This is a genomic window from Rathayibacter rubneri (genome assembly GCF_023743255.1).
Taxonomy (GTDB): Bacteria; Actinomycetota; Actinomycetes; order Actinomycetales; family Microbacteriaceae; genus Rathayibacter; species Rathayibacter rubneri.
Map to the genome: position 1 here is coordinate 1 of NZ_JAMRYM010000169.1, position 3514 is coordinate 3514.

The following is a 3514-nucleotide window of genomic DNA, read 5'->3' on the forward strand; positions in this document are numbered from 1 at the left end:
GCATCGCCGTCCGGCGCCCCTCCGCACGGCGACGCGCCTGGCGCACCTGCGCCAGCAGCAGGTGGCGGGGCGCGGCGGGCGCACGGGAGCCGTGGACGAGCGGGTGCTGCTCGACGAGCTGGTCGCCCGCCGGTCGGTGCTGACCGGGCGCTGAGGGCTCCGCAGCCCTAGGCGCTGGCGAGCCGCGAGGCGACCCGACGGCGCCGCAGGTCGACCAGGGCGACGACTCCGGCCGCGACGCAGAGCACCGCGACGACCGGAGCGACGAGGTCGAGGGCGAGCTCGAGGCCCAGGGACGTCGCCAGGGCACCGGCGGCGATCGCGACGACCGCCTGGCCGAGGTAGCTCACGAGGTACACGGCCGAGATCATCGATCCCCGGTGCTCGGCGGGGGCCGCCTGCCCCACGAGCGCGAGCCCGCCCGAGAAGCTCAGCGAGTAGCCGACCCCGCTGACCACGCTGAAGGCCAGGAAGAGGGCGAAGGATCCGCTCGCCGCGGCCCCCTCCATCAGCCCGAGGCCGCCGATGGCGGTGACCGCCCCGGTGATGATCGCCGTGTGAGCGGGGACCCGCTGGATCGCGAGCGCGGTGATCCCGATGACGATCGCGGACAGGGCGAGAGCGGAGCCGATGACGAGCAGATCGGTCGCGCCGGTCAGCTCGCGGGCCATCTGCGCGCCGAGCGAGAGCACGAGCGCCCCGGTGGCGTAGGCCACCGAGACGGCGAGGGTCGCCCCGGCGTAGGCCCCGCGCAGCCCCGCGGGGACGTGGGGGAGCCGGGGCCGCCAGCGTCGCGACCCGTCGGGCCGGTCGTCGCGGGTGAGCGCGAGGAGCACGAGCGCCAGCACGCCCACCAGCGCGAGGACCCAGTAGCTCAGCTGCAGGGGCAGCGGCGCGTACTGCGCCAGGGCGCCCGAGAGCAGGAGCGAGAGGGTCAGCCCGGTGGCGGTCGACACCGTCGTGAGCGACGAGGGCAGCCGGGGGTTCGAGGAGACGTTGTCGTCGACGAGGGAGGCGCTCGCCGCACTGAGCGCGAGCGCGGTGCCCACGCCCTGCAGGGCGCGGCCGACGTAGAGCAGCGCGACTCCGCTCGCCAGCGAGAACGCGACCGCCGAGACCGCGATGAGCGCGACTCCGAGCAGCATCGTGCGACGGCGGCCGATCACGTCCGAGAGGTCGCCGACGACGAGCAGGCTCAGCAGAAGGGCTGCGGGGTAGGCCGCGAAGACCGACGTGACGACGACGGGCGCGAGATCCCACCGGGCCGCGTAGCTCGGATAGAGCACCGACGGTGCACCGCTGGACCACAGGCAGAGCGCGAGGACCAGGGTCGACACCCAGAACGCTCCGCGGCGCCCGAAGCGGATCATGCGCGGGAGCGATCGGCTCCGCGGGCGCCGCTCACGCCGCTGCGGCGCGCAGCACGCGGCGCTCGCCGGCGGTCACCGGGACGCCGAGGCGGTTCTGCGCCGGGGGGAGCGGGCAGTTGTAGTGCGGCGAGAAGCCGCACGGCGGGATGTAGGCGCGGTTGAAGTCCAGGAGCACGGGCCCCGGCGTGCCGGCGTCGGCCGCGCCGCCCAGGCGCTGCACCACGAGAAAGCGGCCCACGGGGTAGCTCGCGAGCTCCGGGTCGTCCGAGCGGTTCGTCGGGTCGCCGAAGGGGACGAGCAGCGTGCCTCCGTCGTCGAAGGCCGCCACGGTGTACTCGTGGGCGCTGCCGTCGTCGACGAGCGAGAAGGTGATGTCGCCCGGGACCACGAGCTCGCGCGTGGCGCCGTTGTCGCGGAGGTGCTCGAACGGGATCGTGCGGTCCTCGTCGACCGGCTCGAACCAGGCCTCGAGCACCCAGGCGGCGTCGAACGGGAACGTCTCGATCGCGTCGAAGGAGCGGATGCCCTCCGAGGCGGCGTCCCACACGCGGTAGCCGTACTCCTCCTCGCCGGTGTCGAGGCTCGGCCGGCGCATCCGGGTGAGGGTGGCGGTGGGGCCGTAGCCGGCGAGCGCCGCCTCGTCGTCGACGCTCTCGCCCGGCTCGAGCCAGCGGGTCTCGACCAGGGCGAGGTCGCCGCGGGGGCCGGTGACGCGCTCGGCGCGGCGGGCGAGCCACGACTCCCAGCCGGCGCGGGCCGACTCCGTGGTGTCGATCGAGGCGCGGGAGGGGGCGGTGATGCTGCTGCTCGTCGAAGGCATGCAGCGTGCAACGCGCGAGCGCCTCGAAGTGTTCCCGCGGTGCGGGCCGCAGATGAGACGCCTCTCATCCTCGTCTCACACCGGCCTTACGCCCCCTCGGGAGGCTGAGGGCACGGGTCGAGGATCCGCCGTGTCCCCCGGGACGCGATCGCCGCTCCGAGGGGAACGCCATGGTCATCCGCATCGCCCTGTACTCGCACGACTCCGTGGGGCTCGGCCACGTCCGGCGCAACGTCGCACTCGCGCATGCCCTGAACACCGCGCTGCCCGAGCTGCTCGGCGAGGAGGTGACGGGGCTGCTGATCACGGGGCAGTCCTCCGCCACCGCGTTCGCCGCCCCCGACGGCTGGGACTGGCTGGCGCTGCCCGGGGTCACCACCGGCGATCAGGGCTACCGCTCGCGCCACCTCGACGTCGAGCTGCGCACCCTCACGAGCCTGCGCGGAGGAGTCGTCCAGGCCGGGCTCGCAGCGTTCGCGCCCGACATGGTGGTCGTCGACCGGCACGCGTTCGGCGTGCACGGCGAGCTCGAGCCGGCGCTGCGGGCGGTCCGCGCGGCGAACCCCTCCGCGGTCGTCGTGCTCGGGCTGCGCGACGTGCTCGACCGCCGCTCCGCGACCTCGGCCGAGTGGAGGGCGATCGGCGGGGCGGCGGCCGTCCGCGAGCTCTACGACGCCGTCTGGGTCTACGGCGACCCGACGGTGCACGACCCGACGGCCACGGGAGAGATCCCGCCCGGGCTGCACGACCTCGTCGCGCACACCGGCTTCCTCGCGAACGGACGGCTCGGCGCCGGTCACTCCGTCGTCGAGGAGCCCTTCGTCCTCACCACCGTCGGCGGCGGATCGGACGGCCGCGCGATCGCCGAGGCGGCCGTCGCGGCCGAGGTCCCCGCGGGCTACCGGCACGTCGTCGTCACCGGGCCGCAGATGCCCGCCGAGCACCGCCGTGCGATCCGGGCCGCCGCCGGGCCCTCGACCACGGTCGTCCGCTCGGTGCCGGATGCGCTCGCACTGCTGCGCCGCGCCTCCGCCGTGGTGAGCATGGGCGGCTACAACACGGTGTGCGAGGTGATGAGCACCACCGCCCCCTCGCTGGTCGTGCCGCGCGCGCACCGCAGGCAGGAGCAGCGGCTGCGGGCCGAGGCGCTCGCCGCTCGCGGAGCCGTCGAGGTGCTCGAGCAGGACGACGTCACCGCCGAGTCGCTCGGCGCCTGGTTCGCCGCACGCGTCGGCACCGAGGTGCACCGCTCGGGCATCGACCTCGACGGACTCGCCGCCGTCGGCCCGCTCGCCGCCCGGCTCGTCGTCGCCGCGCGCGGCAC

The 3514-nt window shown here is 75.2% G+C and carries 3 protein-coding genes; 1 reads left to right on the forward strand and 2 read right to left on the reverse strand.

Annotation, left to right across the window (positions count from 1 at the left end):
* Nucleotides 1-167 precede the first annotated feature (167 nt).
* The gene (locus NB037_RS18895) at nucleotides 168-1370 is read right to left on the reverse strand and encodes an MFS transporter (protein ID WP_251948511.1); all 1203 of its coding nucleotides are present in this window, start codon (nucleotides 1368-1370) and stop codon (nucleotides 168-170) included.
* A 31-nt stretch (nucleotides 1371-1401) separates the two neighbouring features.
* A complete protein-coding gene (locus NB037_RS18900) occupies nucleotides 1402-2190 on the reverse strand; it encodes a DUF1684 domain-containing protein (RefSeq protein WP_251948513.1) in 789 nt (262 codons plus the stop codon).
* 170 nt (nucleotides 2191-2360) lie between these two features.
* Between NB037_RS18900 and NB037_RS18905 the strand changes: the two genes are divergently transcribed.
* Nucleotides 2361-3514: glycosyltransferase family protein (locus tag NB037_RS18905; protein ID WP_251948516.1), on the forward strand; the 1154-nt coding region annotated here is incomplete at its 3' end.